The organism is Paenibacillus sp. EB106-04-04-XG159 (assembly GCF_058791835.1).
Genome location: NZ_JBYTDY010000001.1, coordinates 1 through 17989, shown reverse-complemented (window position 1 = coordinate 17989; position 17989 = coordinate 1). Strand labels below are relative to the sequence as shown.

17 protein-coding genes are annotated in these 17989 nt (G+C 49.0%); 1 reads left to right on the top strand and 16 read right to left on the bottom strand.

The genetic code is table 11. The annotated features are described in order from the left end of the window. Nucleotides 1-275 precede the first annotated feature (275 nt). Both AC3WTP_RS00085 and AC3WTP_RS00080 read right to left on the bottom strand, forming a co-directional pair. Nucleotides 276-446 carry a CxxH/CxxC protein gene (locus tag AC3WTP_RS00085; RefSeq protein WP_492392546.1) on the bottom strand — a complete coding sequence of 57 codons (171 nt, stop codon included), beginning with the start codon at nt 444-446 and terminating at the stop codon, nt 276-278. Nucleotides 447-553: 107 nt separating this feature from the next. After that, on the bottom strand, nt 554-1810 hold the full coding sequence (locus AC3WTP_RS00080) for a S1C family serine protease (RefSeq protein WP_492392545.1): 1257 nt from the start codon (nt 1808-1810) through the stop codon (nt 554-556). A gap of 342 nt (nt 1811-2152) precedes the next feature. Between AC3WTP_RS00080 and AC3WTP_RS00075 the strand changes: the two genes are divergently transcribed. Continuing rightward, nucleotides 2153-2347: a hypothetical protein gene (locus AC3WTP_RS00075; protein ID WP_492392544.1), complete on the top strand. Its 195-nt coding sequence runs from the start codon at nt 2153-2155 to the stop codon at nt 2345-2347. 28 nt (nt 2348-2375) lie between these two features. On the opposite strand, the gene AC3WTP_RS00070 is transcribed toward AC3WTP_RS00075, so the two are convergent. From AC3WTP_RS00070 to AC3WTP_RS00005, 14 genes are all read right to left on the bottom strand, one after another. Continuing rightward, on the bottom strand, nt 2376-3197 hold the full coding sequence (locus AC3WTP_RS00070; protein ID WP_492392543.1) for an MBL fold metallo-hydrolase: 822 nt from the start codon (nt 3195-3197) through the stop codon (nt 2376-2378). Next, nucleotides 3197-3940, bottom strand: a complete 744-nt coding sequence (gene yycI / locus AC3WTP_RS00065) for a two-component system regulatory protein YycI (RefSeq protein WP_492392542.1) — start codon at nt 3938-3940, stop codon at nt 3197-3199. The genes AC3WTP_RS00070 and yycI overlap by 1 nt, the downstream gene beginning before the upstream one ends. A gap of 25 nt (nt 3941-3965) precedes the next feature. Further along, the gene (locus tag AC3WTP_RS00060) at nt 3966-5282 is read right to left on the bottom strand and encodes a YycH family regulatory protein (RefSeq protein WP_492392541.1); all 1317 of its coding nucleotides are present in this window, start codon (nt 5280-5282) and stop codon (nt 3966-3968) included. Continuing rightward, nucleotides 5282-7153 carry a cell wall metabolism sensor histidine kinase WalK gene (gene walK / locus AC3WTP_RS00055; RefSeq protein ID WP_492392540.1) on the bottom strand — a complete coding sequence of 624 codons (1872 nt, stop codon included), beginning with the start codon at nt 7151-7153 and terminating at the stop codon, nt 5282-5284. The genes AC3WTP_RS00060 and walK overlap by 1 nt, the downstream gene beginning before the upstream one ends. Further along, the gene (gene yycF, locus AC3WTP_RS00050; RefSeq protein WP_492392539.1) at nt 7153-7875 is read right to left on the bottom strand and encodes a response regulator YycF; all 723 of its coding nucleotides are present in this window, start codon (nt 7873-7875) and stop codon (nt 7153-7155) included. Before yycF ends, walK begins: the two co-directional genes overlap by 1 nt. A gap of 226 nt (nt 7876-8101) precedes the next feature. Continuing rightward, complete coding sequence (locus tag AC3WTP_RS00045) at nt 8102-9616, bottom strand: peptidoglycan DD-metalloendopeptidase family protein (RefSeq protein ID WP_492392538.1); 1515 nt, start codon at nt 9614-9616, stop codon at nt 8102-8104. Between the two features lie 171 nt (nt 9617-9787). Further along, nucleotides 9788-10525: a spore coat protein gene (locus tag AC3WTP_RS00040; RefSeq protein WP_492392537.1), complete on the bottom strand. Its 738-nt coding sequence runs from the start codon at nt 10523-10525 to the stop codon at nt 9788-9790. Nucleotides 10526-10727: 202 nt separating this feature from the next. Further along, nucleotides 10728-12011: an adenylosuccinate synthase gene (locus tag AC3WTP_RS00035; protein ID WP_492392536.1), complete on the bottom strand. Its 1284-nt coding sequence runs from the start codon at nt 12009-12011 to the stop codon at nt 10728-10730. 287 nt (nt 12012-12298) lie between these two features. After that, nucleotides 12299-13654: a replicative DNA helicase gene (gene dnaB, locus AC3WTP_RS00030; protein WP_492392535.1), complete on the bottom strand. Its 1356-nt coding sequence runs from the start codon at nt 13652-13654 to the stop codon at nt 12299-12301. A 1-nt stretch (nt 13655) separates the two neighbouring features. Beyond that, nucleotides 13656-14099 carry a 50S ribosomal protein L9 gene (gene rplI, locus AC3WTP_RS00025; protein WP_492392534.1) on the bottom strand — a complete coding sequence of 148 codons (444 nt, stop codon included), beginning with the start codon at nt 14097-14099 and terminating at the stop codon, nt 13656-13658. Further along, nucleotides 14096-16081: a DHH family phosphoesterase gene (locus tag AC3WTP_RS00020; RefSeq protein ID WP_492392533.1), complete on the bottom strand. Its 1986-nt coding sequence runs from the start codon at nt 16079-16081 to the stop codon at nt 14096-14098. The genes rplI and AC3WTP_RS00020 overlap by 4 nt, the downstream gene beginning before the upstream one ends. Before the next feature lie 11 nt (nt 16082-16092). Continuing rightward, nucleotides 16093-17019: a DUF2232 domain-containing protein gene (locus tag AC3WTP_RS00015; RefSeq protein ID WP_492392532.1), complete on the bottom strand. Its 927-nt coding sequence runs from the start codon at nt 17017-17019 to the stop codon at nt 16093-16095. Between the two features lie 6 nt (nt 17020-17025). Then, nucleotides 17026-17328: a MazG-like family protein gene (locus AC3WTP_RS00010; protein ID WP_492392531.1), complete on the bottom strand. Its 303-nt coding sequence runs from the start codon at nt 17326-17328 to the stop codon at nt 17026-17028. 53 nt (nt 17329-17381) lie between these two features. Further along, complete coding sequence (locus AC3WTP_RS00005; RefSeq protein ID WP_492392530.1) at nt 17382-17804, bottom strand: CBS domain-containing protein; 423 nt, start codon at nt 17802-17804, stop codon at nt 17382-17384. Nucleotides 17805-17989 lie beyond the last annotated feature (185 nt).

Below are 17989 nucleotides of genomic sequence, written 5' to 3'. Positions count from 1 at the left end.
CCTGACCTTTACTCGGTCTCTAGACCGACTTTGTCTCAGCTTATTTCAACACGCTAACCGTTATCCACATGTGCATAACCATTTACAACAGCCATATCCCCCGTGTTATCCCCATAATACCCAGCCTATACACAAAAAAACAAGGGCCCGGACATTCATCCACAACCCTTGCTCTCATCTTCCTATAATCTGAACTTCCCTGCCTGCACTAGCTCAAGGACCGACTAAAGCTCTAACTCGATCTCAAGCTCCAGCTTCATCCCGCTCCCTCTCATCTATACGACGAGGAATTGAGCCTCCTGTTCGCAGTTCAAGCAGCAATTAATCGGGCGTTCCCAGTCACTGAACTCATTATCATCCAGATTGACTACATCCGGAGCATCCTCATACTCATCTACAAATTTCTCAATTGCCAACTCGATATGTTCTTTGCAAACTACGTACATGATGAACCCTCTTTCTTGCCTTCTAGCTGTCTAAATAGCAGCGACTTCGCATTACTTCTTCACTCTACCGCATTTGGTACAGATGATCAAGCATGACAAGGCTTCTTTTATGCTTCCGGCTTCTCATCCAGCGTCACCTGTGTCGTCATCAGCTTCCCATCTCGATAGAAGGATATCTTCATCTCTTCACCGATCTTCTTCTGCTCATACAGATACTTGCGCATATCCAGTGTCGAGTTGATATCCGTAGTATCGAACTTTACCATCACATCGTTCAGCTTCAAGCCGCTTTCCTTCGCAGGACCCGACGCTTCCAGTACGATGACGCCTTCCTTCTGCGTACTTGGTAGCTGCAGCTCCTGACGCTGCTCATCCGTGATTGGCGCATATGGATTGTTCAGATCCACCGTGTATACACCCAGGTAAGGACGCGCAACCTTCCCCTTCGCCTCCAGCTCATCCACCACAGGCTTCACAATATGCGACGGAATCGCGAATCCGATACCTTCTACACCCGTCATCGATATCTTCATCGTATTGATTCCGATAACCTCACCGTCAAGATTCACCAGGGCACCGCCGCTGTTGCCTTCATTAATAGCGGCATCTGTCTGAATAACGCTCTGTTCCCAATCGTACACTCCATCTTGATTCAGGGAAACAGGGATCATTCGATTCGTATATCCAACGATACCGGCGGTCAACGAATCCCCGAGTCCAAGCGGATTGCCGATCGCGATGACCGTTTCTCCTCGCCGCAATTTATGAGAATCACCGATCTCGGCCACTTCCGTGACACCGGCGCCATCCATTTTCAATACTGCAAGATCCGTGATCTTATCTGTGCCTACAAGCTCGGCATTCTTACGTTGCCCATTGGGCAGCACCACTTCCAGAAGATCGGCGCCATCCACCACATGCTCATTCGTCATCACATAGGCTTCGTCATTCTCCAGCTTATAGATCACACCGGACCCCAAGCTTGCATCCGCTAGCTTGCTCTCCTCATCCAAGAGGCTCTTCTGCTTATTCACAATGCTGACAACCGTAGGACTGACCTTATCCGCGGCCTGCACGATTCGTTCATAAGGATCATTCGCGACCTGTTCATTAACCGCAGCAGCTGTTCGCACAGCACCAGGAGCTACAAGCCATCCAAATACCATAATTGTCAATATCGACGTAACGACAGAACTAATTACCGCAACTTGTATCGTTGACAGCCCTTTGCGCTTACGATCCAGACGCGGCCCACCGCGCCATCTTGGAATACGTAAACGAGGCAGACGCTTGCTTGATATCCAGGAACGGCTACTGTTTCTGCCAATCTTCGGCGAATAGAAATCATCATCAAACAAACCCATCCGCACCATCACTCCCTCTTACGGCGGCACTCATGCCTCTCCGGTTGCTCCATTACCCTTATATGAATGTCTTCTACCCTTATAGAAACAGGAATGGGAACCATTCAAACGGTCAACACTAATGAACAGCGCATATGACGAGTCTATGAACCAATCTATTGAAATATACCATGGACAACAGACCGGATAAACGAACCATAACTGAATATACCAGGCAGCTTCTATCTTAAAGTAAATTCTATCAATGTGTCATAGACGATATGAACTGTACATATTCTATCATAAGTAAACTATGAACCGCGAACAATATGAAAATAAACCTAATAGAAGGAGCGATCAACTATGACTTCGAACTCACCCAACTGGGTCGACATCGATCTGATCGGCAAGCTAGCTGATCTGAAGCATGATCACTACCGTTTGACCTTAGCTGTATCTACACTAATGGAACTGCTAGTGGAGAAAGGAATACTAGAGCAAGAGGATATATCGCGGAAAGCTGCGGAGCTTGATTCCTATATCGCTTGCGCCGAGTAGGGCGGCAGTACGAAGCCGCCTTCGGTTATTACCGCCGCACGGGAGCCTTCACATTCACCGTATCCCAAGCGGTAGGCTTATCAAAATACGTATCATACAGCTGGAATTCCGATTCCTTGAAGAAATGTCCACGGTCCTCCATCACATTTTGCACCGTCATACGAGCCAAGTCTTGTTGATTATGCTCTCGACTTAGATGCGCCAGATAGACTCGACGAGTATTACCCGTCATCACATCACACAGCGCTTCGCCTGCGGCTTCGTTCGACAAGTGACCTTCATCACCGAGTATACGGCGCTTAATGTTCCATGGATATCGGCCCATGCGCAGCATCTCAACGTCATGGTTGGATTCCAGTACGAGCACATCCGAATCTATAATCGCATCGCGCACCTTGTCACTCATATATCCGAGGTCGGTTGCTACACTCAGCTTCGTCTCGCCTTCACGGAACGTGTATGCGACCGGCTCTGCGGCATCATGCGAGATGCCGACAGACTCAACGCGCAGATCCCCGAAGTCTCGAGCCTCTCCCGTTTGCATCACGATCCGATTCTCTTCCACAATCTGGCCTATATGCTTGTCGAGAGCTTCCCATGTCTTCTCATTCGCATAGATCGGCACCTTATGCTTGCGCGCGAACGCGCCCATCCCTTTGATATGATCGGAATGCTCATGCGTTACGAGTATGCCGTCAATATCAGCGCCGGACAATCCTTGCTCCTGCAGCAGCTGTTCTGTCCGCTTGCCGCTTAACCCTACATCTATCATCAACGTCGTATCATCATTTTTTATAACCGTCGCATTGCCAGTAGAACCGCTCGATAGTACCGTAAAGCGTAGACTCATTACTTCTCCTTCTTCCCTGCTGGCACGTGCTCAACCGCGCCGTTTATTGCATTCATATAATAGACATCCCCATTTTCCAACAGCAGCCGCCAAGACGGCGCAGCCACCTGCGTATCCGTGTCAAATACTTGGCCGTGATAACCCAGCTTCACATCCGTCACAACGGAGTTAGGAGCTAGATGCTTCTCAATGACCGTATCAAGGGCTTTGGAAGCCGGCAGTATCTTCTGGTCCTCGGAAGTCTTCGAATTCTCGATCTCAGCGTACTGCTGACGGTATGCTTTAATCATCTGATTCTCAGAATACAGCTCCAGATTCACTTCAAATAACGGCAGCCCATTCACCATCTGCTGATGCATAATGAATACCCCGTCTCCACTAAGAGCCTCATCATGCTGATACATCTCGATATGCGGAATCTCGTCCTCCATCTCCTGAATCGTATCCCGCTTCGTCATGAACAGCACCTTGCTCTCCACCGGCTCCTTCATCGGAATGAGATCGACGTCCTTATCTATCATGCGATACGTAATCTCACGCAGGGAAGGAGTCTCCGACGGAATACTAGCGGTAACGCTAATCTGCTTCACATCCATAATCTTGCGCGTCTCCTCTGAGAGCGACGTCCAGTCCAGCTCCTTATTCATCTGGTCACTTATATCCTGCCACAGCTGATAGCCCAGCACGATATTCAGGAGCAGAAAGGCGTATATTAAGATGCTCTTCGCACGACTCCAATCCATGAAACTCCTCCTCTCCGCTTCAACATTACAATCTCAACAACTGAGTCGATCCATCGTAAAATGTAACCTGCCACACCGGCCGCAAATGAATCTGCGTTTCCATCAGAATCGGTTCATATACCGGCTCTACCGCCGCAATCGAGTTCATCCGGTTCGTAGATCGCAGCGCTTCGATTAACACCTCTCCACCTGGAAGCTTGTGAATCTCTTTCTCATCTGCATGAGTCGCCAGCTGCAACAGCGAACGCTCATAATTCATAACCATTCCTTGCTTAAGCTTCACCTGCACATAGCCAAACTTGAAGTCCTTCGTGGATATGATCGGGTAGGAACCCCAGTACAGCTGGAACTTCAGGGTCGTCTCGGTATCATTAGACATCTTAAACCCGCTTCCAGATACGGTGTCCTTATCGACTGGTATCTCCGCTAATCGATAGCGACCGTTCCATCCGCCATGCTTATTGACGAAGTTAACAGCCTCCCACACATCAGCTGACAAGTCGTTAGGTCCCTCAGTAGGAGCGGTTGCATCCGTATATGTCATCCAGTGCTGTTTACTCTGCAGCTGCAAGCCGCGCTTGCCATCCGTATAGATGGTTGATCCATCCGATTCACGGATAATCTTCGTCAATGCAGGGTCAAAGAACAAACTCTTCACCATCTGCTCCGGAGCATAACTTGTGTATGGAAGCTTAACCTCCACCATCTCAAGCGGCTCCTTCGGAATGTAGAATGCTCCGTTGACAAGCTGATAAGGCGTCAATTCACGCCCGAATTCAACCTGCTGCTTGATATCCTGTACCGTCAAGTCTGCGTCGGTTGACTCATACACCCGCTCCCCATCAGCGGTCAGGAACAAGACGATCACATCATTGTCCTCTTCCGACGTATAGATCATCATCTTGCTCACACTTTCCTGCTGAAAGAGAGGGTCATCTGCGATTGGCATCACCTTCTGCAGCAGCTTTACCGGGACAGCCGAATTATACTTAAGCTCGATGCCTTCAGAATTCGCCTGTATGGACGACCAATCGATCGTTGTCGACTGCTTCATCTTAAATCCATCATAAGATCGCCCCTGCAGTCGATCCAAGATAATGTTATAAAAAGTCGTTCCTGGAGCCAGCAACGTATGCTCGTTATTGCCCATATGAAGAACGATCTTCTCTGGGTATATTAAGTTCTCGATCTTCTCGTCGGGTCCCATCGGTTCGGTTACGACGTAATCCCCGGCAGATCGTTTCTCTCCATCAAAGTTCGGCATGCTGTAAGTCAGGAAGAAGCTCTGTACAAGACTGAGTACGACAAGGAAGGTAAGTGCAATCGACTTTAATCGTTCCATTATACGCCCCCCTCACTCTTGTCTTCCGCATTCACCCGAACGGGTGCGGGATCTATTGGAAGCGTAAAGGTAACGCAAGTTCCTTCGTTCCATTCCGAATCTATATGAATTGAACCGCCGTGCGCCCTTACCATTTCCCGGGCAATCGATAGTCCAAGCCCTGTGCCGCCCATACTGCGCGAGCGTGCCTTATCCACTCGATAGAAGCGTTCAAATATCCGCTCCAGATCCTGCTTCGGAATACCCATCCCGTTGTCCTGAACCGTTATCGCAACGTGCTTCCCATCCTCCGCCAACACTGCGCTCAGCTCAATAACGCCCTGTTCAGGCGTGTACTTGACCGCATTCGACACCAGATTGTCCAATACCTGATCAATCTGGTCCCGATCCATAACAACCATCGGCAGCTGCGGATCTATCGTTACATCGGCATAGATCTGCTTGCTGCGGAATTGGAAGGAGAAGCGATCCTTTACTTCCTCCAGCAGCTCTACGACATCCATTGGCTGCATACGAAGCCTAGCTTGCTTCGAATCAAGCCGTGACAGCTGCAGCAGATCCGTTACTAGCCGGATCATGCGCTCGGTTTCATTCTGTATAACACCGACAAATCGACTCGCCAATTGAGGCTCTTCCAGCGCACCGTCATCCAAGGCTTCCGCATAGCTCTTAATCGTCGTGAGCGGCGTACGCAGCTCATGGGATACGTTCGCTACGAATTCGCGCCGCGATTGATCCAGCTTCTCCTGCTCGGTTACGTCCTGAAGGACGACGATTGTCCCTGTAATGCCCTCTCCACGGCGATGAATCGGCGTGAAGGTAACACGCAGAATCGTGTCATGCCCTTCCTCACCGTCCACTCTTGAACTGAGCGGCAGCAGCATCCCATTGATCTTGTCCTGCATGCGCTCCTTCAGCTCGTCAGCGGTGATATTCAGCAGAGCGGTCATATCTCGACCTTCCCAGTCTTGTCCTTTCACGCCGAGCATCAGCCCCGCGCGTCGATTCATGACGATAATGTGTCCTTGATCGTCAGAAGCGATTACGCCGTCGCTCATGTTCGTCAGAATCGAAGTCAGCTTCTCCTTCTCTTCCTCGTTCATGCTGAGCGCTTCCTGCAGCCGCTTCGTCATATTATTGAACGCTTCGCTCAATTGCCCGATCTCATCGTTGCCATGCACCGTAACCTGACCGTCATAGTGGCCTTCCGCTACTTTAGTGGCCTGCTTCGTGATCTCCTTGATCGGTTGTGTGATCGTATGAGCCAATATGATGCCAAGCACAGCGGTCAATCCAAGCGCGATAGCCATACCCGATAAGAAGATGCGGTTGATATCATTGATCGTCGCATATAGTTCATTCATAGAGCCGACGGCATATACCGCGCCGATCGTCTTGTTTTCGACCGTGATCGGCAGCGCGAGCACTTGCTTGCGATCATTATTTTCATCGATAATGACCTCTTCGTTCTCGCGAATCCCCTGCAGGGCGCGGCTAACTACCGTTTCGGTGTTCTTCTTGCCTATGATATTCGCATTGGATTGCACCGAAGTGGCGAGGATCTTGCCGGTTGCATCAAGCACTTGGATCTCGACCCCGTTCATCTTGAACAGGTTCTGAAGTGAAATGTTCAAGTCCTCGATCACATCTTCATCCTCAGTGCCGACTTCCCCCTTAAGCTTCTGAACGGCCATTAGCAGCACATAGTTAGCGGTAGTCTCTAGATCTTCTGTAAAATTGTTGGTTAAGGTGTTCTTCATCGTACTGACGAAGTAGACCCCGATGAGCTGCATCGCGATTAAGATCAGCAGCACATAGATAATGATCAACTTGGCCTGGATCGTACGAAAGAAACGGCTGATCCAAGCCATCACATTCCTCCGTTACGCGGATTGCGCATCATATAGCCAAGACCTCTGCGGGTGATAATATACTCCGGCTTGCTCGGATCATCCTCAATCTTCTCGCGCAGGCGGCGAATGGTTACATCCACTGTCCGCACATCGCCAAAATACTCATAGCCCCATACCGCCTGCAGCAGATGCTCACGCGTCATGACCTTGCCGCTGCTCTTCACCAGATAATGCAGCAGCTCAAATTCACGGTGTGTCAAATCTAACGGCTCACCATTCTTATAAACGATATACATATCCGTATCAATCAACAGCTCATGAAGACGAACCCCTTGTTTCTCATCTTCAGCTAAGGCTAGCTCGCTAGATGTCACTTTCGCCAGACGACGCAGATGGGCCTTAACCCGCGCTAACAGCTCGCGCGTACTGAATGGCTTCGTGACGTAATCGTCAGCCCCCATTTCAAGACCCAGCACCTTGTCTAACTCCGTGTCCTTGGCCGTCAACATAATGATCGGCATCTGCAAGTGCTGACGCACCTCGCGGCATACGTCCATGCCATCCTTTACCGGAAGCATGAGATCCAGCAAGATCAAGTCAGGCTTCTCCTTCAACGCCAGCTCAACCGCTGTCCCGCCGTCAAATGCACAAATGACTTCATAGCCTTCTTTCTCCAAGTTGAATTTCAGTATATCTGCAATCGGCTGTTCATCGTCAACAACTAGTATTTTGCCGTACATGAACTCCACCTCTTTCGTCTCTTCTTAACCACTATATTGTATCATACTTGCCCCAATAGTCAGAAGCAAACCAATACCGTCGCTATCGTTATTATGCACTTTCCTCTAAGGTACAGAATGTTCGTATCGGAGTAAGAAACCACGCCAAAAAAGCGAATAACCCGAAGGCTATCCGCTTTCCGTTGTATCCATATAAATTAAATGATTGCATTAGAGGATTATAAGCTTATAAATATTTACTAGGATTGACGACATCACCATTCTTATGGATCTCAAAATGAAGATGCGTTCCCGTAGAGTTGCCGGTGCTGCCCATAATGCCAATCTGTTCGCCCTGCTCTACGACCTGGCCCTCTTCCACCGTAATCTTGCTGAGATGACCGTAAAGCGTCTTGTAGCCGTTGTTATGATCGACGATGATGCAGTTGCCATAGCCATTCTTCCAGCCGGCATACTCGATAACACCTTCATCTGCTGCTGAGATCGTCTTGTCCGAAGAAGTCATATCAAGTCCCTTATGAGTTGTGCCCCAACGAGATCCGTATCCGCTTGACAGACTTGCATTATTTACTGGATATATAAATGAACCTGAGCCCTCACCGTTTACAACCTTCGTGCCCTTCATAACGATCTTGGATACAGGTGCTTCAACCACTTCTTGCTCGATCCATTCTTCCTTCGTCAGCATGCCGTTGTCCTTAATCAAACGGTAGGTCATTCGTTTCAGCCCTTGCTTGCCTTCTCGAACTACCTTGCTCTCACCTGCAGGCATGTCAGGATTCTCGCGAATCTCAACCTGAGGCTCTGTGACTACATATTCGGTATAGCGCTCAACCGTCTTCACCGTTACCAATGGATCAGGTTCTGTAATATCAAGAACTTGCCCGACTTTCAGATACTCCTCACCTACACCAGGGTTGTTGCGATAGATTGTTTCACGAGAAACATTCATTTTCTCGATAATAGAACTAACCGTATCACCTTTCTGAACGGTATATGTTTCTTTCTCTGTATGACCTGATGTCAGCAACATTATAGCCTCTTCTGGCGTCAGTACTTTGTCAGGGGTAGTCTCTGTTTCCACCGTGGCAACGCGTTCGCGCAGCGATACGGATTCGACATGAGATACCGTCTTCGTCGTTTGGGCTGACTTCGTAGCAGACAATGTCTTAACTGCTGGTTTCTTATTCAGATCCGGATTGTATTGATTCTTAATCTGTGCGAGTATCTTATCTGCTGTAGCCTGATCCTTAACGATACCTACTGTCTTACCTTCAACTTTCAGTTCTACGCCTTCGGCATAGCTAGGGATAACCTCAGCTACCTTCTTCAACGTGTCTACTGTTTCGGGCTCTGCTTTAAACGCTTTATCTTCTACTGTATGGATGGCTGATGTGTCTATTTTCATGATAGCATTCGGATTATCTGCTTGTACTTCCTTCAACTTCGCATCATAGAGTGCGTCTAACTGTTCCGCGCTAGCGATCTCGCCAATGAATTGTTCACCGTTATATACTTGTAAGTATGGAAATGTATTAGCCTGTACATATGCTGTTCCGCCCCAGATCGCAGCTGTTAATACGGCTGCGCCTCCAACTGACAGGAGCAGCTGTTTGCGAGATTCATATACCCAGCGCTTCATAGCAGCCGGCTTCTCTTCTGAGCGCCATGCCGCAGTGAGCTTCTGCCACATTGATGTTGGCTCGCTCTCATTCCGTTCCTCGTTTAGATTATGATCCATGATATTCTCCCTATCTTCATATAAACTGATAAAGATTAATATTTTGTTACCTTTTATAATGTATCATACTAAAACTAACGGTTGCAACTACCAGACGTGAAAACGCTTTAAAAATAGACAAAATAATAGACTGCCTATTGGCAGCCTATCGCAATTCATATGATCTTAAAATTAAGCGCCTGGTGTTGTCGAGTCTTGCCCTGCTTTGGAGCCAGCTAACACATCACGCATCTTCTTATACTCTTCGTCATTGAGATGCTTTGCTAGAATCTGTTCTACTTCCGATAACTCCGAAGACGTCAAGCCGCCTTCCATCAACGTCGATATTCGCTGCCAATCCTCCTGCGGGAGCTTCTGCAACAGCGTTCGGAATATCTCATCCTTCGCATTGGCAGGCAACTGCTCCTTGCTGTCCTTTAGAGCTTCTGGGGTCACGATGACCTCTTCCTGCTGATCGATACCGCCCGCTTCTTCCGATATGGAGCCCCATACAGGAAGAGCATCATCCCCTGTAGGCTTAGACTCCGTATCTTGCTCCGAACCTTGAGAAGCACCTGGAGATTCCGTCGATCCTGCTGAACCCGACGTTTCGGACTCATGCCGTGATCCACCCAATCTTTCCTCTCCCGCTCCCGGTGTCACGGCTTGTCCAATGCCTGTCGGATTCAGTTTAGCTTTACTCCCTTGCTCCTGCTTCTCCTGCTTTGATGCAGTCCCTTTCCACAATGAACTCCATAACGTGACCGCCGTCATCGGTTCCCGCTTGATCGGAACATTGAACTGCTGCAAGGCTGTCTGGATATATCCATCTACTACAAGAGCCGTCGTCCCAATCGTCAACAGGCTCGAAATGACGCTGACTGCCGCAATGACAACAACCGTCCTAACTATCCTTATGTACCAACGCATATGTCACGCCTCCTTCCTGCCGCACTTGCACAAGTTGTGTCAGACGCTTCCCCTGCTGCTGACCTTACGTGCGTACGCAAATTACTTCTTAGTATGCCCGCACCAGCATCATTCCATGCATAACGGTCTATCTTAAAGCCAAAAACGCCCTTCCCGAAACAACCGCATATGCGTGTTTCGAGAAGGGCGTTCCTATTCTAGATTAACGATAGATCGGACGAACTTGGTTCGTTTGCTCACGATTGCGGCCAACGGAGAAGATCGAGATCGGAATACCTGTCAGTTCCGATACGCGCTTCACGTAGTTGCGAGTCGTTTCAGGCAGATCCTCCAGTGTCTTGCACTTCGAGATATCTTCCGACCAGCCCGGCATTTCTTCGTAGATCGCTTCGCATTCAGCCAGCATCTTCAGGTTCGCTGGGTAATGTTCGATAACTTCGTCATGATACTTGTAAGAAGTACAGATCTTAACGGTCTCAAGACCTGTCAATACGTCCAGCGAGTTCAAGGACAAGCCCGTGATTCCGCTGACACGGCGTGCATGGCGTACCACGACACTGTCGAACCAGCCTACACGACGCGGGCGTCCTGTTGTCGTGCCGTATTCATGCCCTGCTTCACGAATAAAGTGTCCAACTTCGTTATCAAGCTCCGTCGGGAATGGGCCATCGCCAACACGAGTTGTGTAAGATTTCGCTACACCGATAACTTCTTCAATCTTAGAAGGACCGACGCCGGAGCCGATGCAGACGCCGCCCGCAGTCGGATTCGACGAAGTAACGTACGGATACGTACCTTGGTCGATATCGAGCATAACGCCTTGAGCGCCTTCGAACAGCACTTTCTCGCTGTTGTCGATCGCATCGTTCAACACAACAGATGTATCAGCTACATACGGACGGATGAATTCAGCATACTCAAGGTACTGCTGCAGCATCTCTTCGACATCCAGTGCCTCGCCGTTATACATCTCGATCAGTTCATTCTTCTGTACGACGAGGTGACGAAGCTTCTTCTCGAATTCTTCGGCATCCATCAGATCCGCGATGCGGATACCGATGCGCGCTGCTTTGTCCATATAAGCAGGGCCGATCCCCTTGCGAGTCGTACCGATCTTATTCGGACCTTTGCGCTCTTCTTCCAGCTCATCCAATACCATATGGTATGGCAAGATGATATGAGCGCGGTCGCTGATACGCAAATTATCCGTATTAAAGCCGTTCTCGTGAATATATTCAATCTCTTCAATAAGCGCCTTCGGATTAATTACCATACCGTTTCCGATGACGCACAGCTTGCTCTCATAGAAGATACCGGATGGTATCAGATGAAGCTTATATTTCTTATCGTCGATTATTATTGTGTGGCCCGCATTGTTACCGCCTTGATAACGAGCTACGACGTCTGCGCTCTCAGCGAGAAAGTCAGTAATTTTGCCTTTTCCTTCGTCGCCCCATTGGGTTCCTACAACTACTACTGTAGACATAATCTCTACCCCCATCGGGTGTTTACACACCAAATTTGACTGCCTTTGGGTAAAATGCAGCTATCACAGTGTATCAGCCTTAATGAGCAAAGTCAATTAAATAGCGAACATTTTTTATCTCCCAATCCTTAACGTTCGGATACTTATGAGATTTATGTTTATTGGCTGGTAACATTGCATGACTATTTTGCGAAATGGTACATTCAGTAAAACAAAAAGTAAAAAAAGACCGGATTCATACGCCATCCGTCACGGGATATATAATGTGGCTTGAAGCCCTATTATCATTATCCCGCATGCGGATCGCCATGATTCCGGTCGTAGCTGACAAATTTATTGAAATTTTTGAGGAACACCAGTTCAACTGTACCTACGGGACCATTACGCTGTTTTGCAATAATGATCTCAATGATGTTCTTCTTCTCCGTGTCTTGATTGTAGTAATCATCGCGGTACAGGAAGGCGACGATATCGGCATCCTGCTCGATCGAACCGGATTCCCGCAAGTCGGACATCATCGGACGCTTATCCTGACGCTGCTCAACACCCCGGCTTAACTGGGACAATGCGATAACGGGAACTTCGAGCTCACGCGCAATCATCTTCAATGTACGCGAGATCTCGGATACTTCCTGCTGTCTGTTCTCCCCTGCCTTGCCTCGGCCATGAATCAGCTGCAGGTAGTCGATCAGGATCATACCCAACCCATGTTCCTTCTTCAAGCGACGGCACTTCGCGCGAATATCCGCGACGGTAATACCTGGCGTGTCATCGATGAAGATCTGGGCTTCCGACAATGAGGCAATCGACATCGTCAGCTTCTCCCAGTCATCATCCTCCAGCGCCCCGGTACGCAGCCTTGTCGCATCTACGTTGGATTCCGCACAGATCATACGCTGTACGAGCTGAGCGGCGGACATCTCGAGACTGAAGATCGCGACGGTTTCCTTGGCACGTACGCCTACATTCTGCGCAATATTCAACGCGAAGGCGGTCTTACCAACGGAAGGACGCGCCGCAACGATGATCAAGTCGTTTCGCTGGAAGCCGGCCGTCATCTTATCCAGATCGATGAACCCTGACGGAATCCCGGTTGTCGTCCCTTGATTCTCGTTCAAGGTCTCGATCCTGTCGAATACCTCCATCAGGACGTCCTTGATCGCGATGAATCCGCTCGATGATCGGCGGTTGGAGATCTCCAATATGCGGCGTTCCGCATCGCTTAGCAGCGCACCGATATCTTCCTCAGCGGTATATCCTTCGCTTACGATCTGTGTGGCTGTCCGAATAAGCCGACGCATCATCGATTTCTCTTCGATGATCTGAGCGTAGTAGTCCACATTGGCGGCAGTTGGCACTGCGTTGGCAAGCTTCATCAGATATGAGACGCTGCCTACTTCATCCAACTGCTGCTTCACTTGCAGCTTAGCCGCCAACGTTACCAAGTCAATCGGCTGGCCTTCTTCTGCCAGATCGATCATCGCTTCAAATATAAACTGATGTGCAGGATTATAGAAATCCTCCGGTTGAACCCGCTCCATCGCGGTAATTAGCGCTTCCGCATGGATCAGGATCGCCCCGAGAACCGCCTGCTCTGCCTCCAGATTCTGCGGGGGCACGCGATCGACAAACATGTCGCTCATCTTATTCCTCCGTTACATGTACCTTCACGGTCGCACGCACCTCAGGATGAATCTTTATTGTGACATTCGTATATCCAAGCGCACGGATCGGCTCTGACAGCTCAATCTTGCGTTTATCAATCTTCAAATTCAGATGAACCAATGCCTCAGCGATCTGCTTCGTCGTGATAGCACCGAATAAACGACCGTTCTCACCGGCCTTCGTCTTCACTTCCACCGTCGTCTCAGCAAGCTTAGCCGCCAGCGCTTCCGCGTCAAGCTTCTCCTGCTCTTTGCGCTTCGCCTCGGACTTATGCTGCTGTTCGAGTGTCTTCACGTTGCCTTCGGTCGCAGGACGACCTAAGCCGCGCGGGATAAGGAAGTTAGCAGCGTAACCTTCGGATACTTCCTTAATCTGTCCTTTTTTACCTTGACCTTTGACATCTTGCAATAGGATGACTTTCATTCGAACAACCCCTCTTCTGCATCAATTTCGGCTAGCACTTGCTTCAGTTGCGTCTCTGCTTCCTCGAGGGAGCATGTCAGCTGTACTGCGGCGTTCGTTAGATGACCGCCGCCGCCTAGGCGCTCCATGACGACCTGCACATTCATCTGCCCAAGTGAACGGGCACTAATGCCGATATATCCGTCTGAACGCTCGCTGATAACGAACGAAGCTAGTACTCCTGTCATAGTTAATAGCGTATCAGCTACCTGAGCAATGAGCAACTGAGAATATTTTCGCCCAGGCTCGGTCACCGCGATCGCTACATGATCATATATCATTTGGGTATGGCGGATTACTTCCGCCTTCTGAATATACTCCTCAAAGTCCTCTTTCAACAGCTTCTGCACAAGAACGGGATCGGCACCATGACGGCGTAGGAAGCTCGCCGCATCGAAGGTCCTTGAGCCTGTTCGGAGCGAGAAATGCTTCGTATCCACCGTCATCCCCGCCAGCATGACAGTGGCCTCCAGCACGCTGAGATGCAGACGGTTATGGATATACTGCAGCAGCTCGGTCACTAGCTCACATGCTGATGATGCATATGGCTCTAGATAGATAAGCACCGCATTCGAGATGAATTCCTCTCCTCTGCGATGGTGGTCGATGAGCACAATGCGGCTGGTAGCCTGCAGAAGCCGCGGCTCCTCAACCATCGAGGCCTTGTGCGTGTCGACAACGACAACGAGGCTGTCCTCGCTTGCCATCTCGATCGCTTCGTGGCGTGTGATGAATCGTGACCATAAGAGCTCATCCTTGCTGATCATCGCCACCAGGCGATCGATGGATGGATTGCTCTCCTCCAGCACGATATAGGCATCCACCTCTAACATGCGGCATGCATTCAACACGCCGATCGCGGCACCGATCGAATCCGTATCCGGATTCCGATGGCCCATAATGAGCACGCGATCGCTCTGGCGAATGAAATCCCGCAACGCGTGCGCAATGACGCGCGCGCGCACTCTTGTGCGCTTCTCTACGGCGTTCGTCTTGCCGCCGTAGAAGGACAGGCGCTGGCCTACGCGCACAGCGACCTGATCGCCGCCTCGACCGAGCGCGATGTCCAAGCTGGACTGTGCCATCTGTCCAAGCTCAACGATGGACTCCACATCCGCTGCGAACCCCATACTCAAGGTTACGGGCAGCTTGTTGTCCATCGTCATCTCGCGCACTTCGTCGAGAATAACGAATCGGGTCTGCTCGAGCGCATGAAGCGTCTGAACGTCCATCACCATGAACTGTCGTTCGGAGGATAGACGCTTCATCAGAATGCCATTGCCTGCCGCCCATTCCGTCAGATGGCTGGTCACACGAGCGAGCAGCGCTGCCCGCTGCTGATCATCCAGCCCCTGCGTCGACTCCTCCAGATTATCCAGCACCACGATACCCACGGCCATCCGTTCCTGCTCATATCGAGTTCGCAGCGCTGTCATCTCTGAACTATCTGTAAAATAAATTAATCGTTCCTCGGCAACAACCTGCGCTCTTATTGTGCGCTCGCCTATTTTAAGCTCAACGACGTTATGGTTGTCTTTACCTGAACCCGTCGGTGCATGCAACTGCAGATCCAGCTTCGGAAACAGTTCACCCAGCTTAATCCCTGCTGCACTGTCTTGTTCCAGCATGTCTGATACATAGCGGTTGTGCCATTCCACAACCTGTTGATCGCTATAGAGCAATATACCGTACGGCAGTTCTATAACTGCTTCATCACCGGCGAGCTTTATACGATGCCCCAGCGTATTCAGATAATTCTCCAACTCAAGTTGGAAATTACGCTCTGCCGTAAATGTAATGACAAGCAGCACTGACAAGCAGAGAACACCGAAGATTGCGATCATCCAGTTGTAGAAAGCCAGTACAACCGTCAGGCCCAAGACAAATATAAGCGCCCAGATGGTATGCTTAGCGTACCATCGTTGGAACCACAATTTTGGCATATCCTCTCACCCTATTGTTTTGGTCTTGATACCATTTGCCGCAATGGAAATGCCATATCGATGATGCCGATTATTCGCAGCAGTATATATGCAAACGGAATAATCAGTGATGTAATAAGGATTGCCACCGGTACTATCTTCGGCCAACGCTTAAAGTCAGCGATGTAGAACAAGAATGATATTCCTTGTATCACGAAGCCCAACTGCAGAAGCGGTATTAGGTTAAGCAAGATCACAACCAAGAAGCTGCCTGGTGAATCCCCTACAAACATCTGCAGGATAATCGTAATCAAGTAATACCAGATGAACGACTTCGGAAGCATCCAGTCCTTGATCGGCTTCATCTTATTAACCTGTACACCCTGTGCCGTTAATAAGCGGTTGCTGATAGCATACGTAATAGCTCCCATATAGATCGAGCTCATGATCAGCATAACTGGGATCATCTTATTGAGCGTAATCACAAGCGCATCTACCAAGTTCCCTGCTTTGTCAGGTGTAATGCCCCCTGCTTGCTGCAGTTTATCCATGCTCAATTGAATTTGGCTTCTGAGAAACTCAACAATGTCCAAATCAAAGACAAGTGTTCCAATCGCCAACAGCACCAATGATTCTGCTAAAAATGCAATGGTCCCTGCAGTGAATGCGTTCCATCCAGAACGATTGCGCTTAAACATATAGCCCATGACGATACCTGGAATTATAAAATATATCGAAGCCAGCACAACCGCAGAACCAAATGTCCCGGCTAAGAAAAAGACGACGATCAACAGCGCCACGACGTGAATCGCGAACGACTTGATCGACTGCGTCGTAAATAGCATGACGAACGGAATCGCCATAAAGCTCATCGTAATGACCTGAACAGGATTGCCGATCGATAATAACAGCACCACTGCTGCTATTGCCCATGCTATCGAAATCAAGCGTTTATTCAAACTATTTCACCTCTTGCGTAAATGTTCATCCAGCTTAGACAGGTCCTGGTACCATTCTTCCAGCTGATGTCCTTCCTGTATGGAGCGCTGCAATTTGTCTTGGATGCTGTCGTCTAATTCCCGATAGGAAATGCCTACGCGTCGGCCTAATACATAACTGCTTACAATTAGGCTCGCTAAGCTGTCAACGACTTTCGTGGTGCTGCCTTCCCACAGAGACCTGAAGAGGCGTGCTGCATAGTCCATCACTTCGGTCTTCAACCATTCGATGACTTTGGCACGCTTCGCTAAATCCATCTCTTTGTGCATCCTCGATTGTCACACCTTTCTGTAAAAGTGCGTTATTCCCCATTATAACATACTTAATGAACGTCCATCGCTTTCGTTACGAACTGCTCGCAATATTCAATAATCTGGCTGCGCCGTACAATTCCTATGAATCGATTCCGGTCATCAACTACGGGTACGAAGTTCTGAACCTTAGCCAATTTGATAAGATCTTCCATGTTAGAATCAATTCTTACTGATCTTATCAGCTTATTAAGTTCCACTTCTTTAAGTAAAAATTTCGAAGCGTTCTCAAAATTAATTGCACCATTCGAATTCTTCATATGCCATAACAGATCACCTTCGGTTACCGTACCCACATATTCCCCATTATCATTAATGATAGGCACTGAGGTAAACCGGTGATGCTCCATGCGCTCTAAGGTTTGACGAAGAGTTGACTGTTCATTCAGACAAACAACCTCATGTTTTGGCAGCAAGAAAAATGCAATATTCATCCGTCAGGTATCCTCCTCATGATTAGCGGATCATCCCTATTATTATAAAACCTACCTAATTATAAATTAACACATTTATTATTACAAAAACAAAAGCCAGCTGCCCAATGATATGCTCCCATCATAGTAGACAGTAGATAAAACAAAAACTTCTACTGCTACAATGATGGGAGTTTTTCTGATGT